The sequence below is a fragment of the Lactobacillus nasalidis genome, from assembly GCF_016587775.1.
In the GTDB taxonomy this organism is placed as follows: domain Bacteria; phylum Bacillota; class Bacilli; order Lactobacillales; family Lactobacillaceae; genus Lactobacillus; species Lactobacillus nasalidis.
In genome coordinates this window covers 1-491 of record NZ_BOCG01000551.1, presented here as the reverse complement: position 1 = coordinate 491, position 491 = coordinate 1, and the positions used below count along the sequence as shown (strand labels likewise).

At 63.3% G+C, this 491-nt stretch carries 1 pseudogene; it reads right to left on the bottom strand.

The features are described from left to right. A pseudogene (locus tag lacNas_RS10690) lies at nucleotides 1-491 on the bottom strand (hypothetical protein); the annotation flags it as partial.

The following is a 491-nucleotide window of genomic DNA, read 5'->3' as shown; positions in this document are numbered from 1 at the left end:
TGGCGCACCTGGCCCAGGCGCGTTGCTTCCCTGAAGTTCTTCAGCGGCGTCTGCACGATCCGGTCGGCCAGGCCGCTGGCGGCCAGCAGGTAGCGGCTACGGGCGCCTTCGTCTTGCTCCAGCCAGCCCTGGTAAATCTGCCGGGTCAGAAATTCCCGCCCCCCTTGGGTCAGCTGCTTGACCAATTCCTGGATCATGGCCCAGTCGTCGCCGCTCTTCTTCCCGCTGCTCAGGCAGTAGGTTGCCCCCTGCCCCCAGTAGAAGCGGTACTGGTCAGCCGCTGTCAAAAGGAAGAAGTTGTCGCCTTTTTCCGGCAAAAAGCTGACCGTCAGCTGGTCATCGGCCAGGCGCTGCCGCAGGTTGGGACATTCCTTCTCCAGCAGCGGAAACAGCCGGGCTTGTTCGCCGGCTGCCGCCAGTTCGGCGAGCTCCCCGTCTCCAGGCAGCAAAAAGAGATCCAGCCGCTGAAACAGCGGAATCAGATCGCGCTC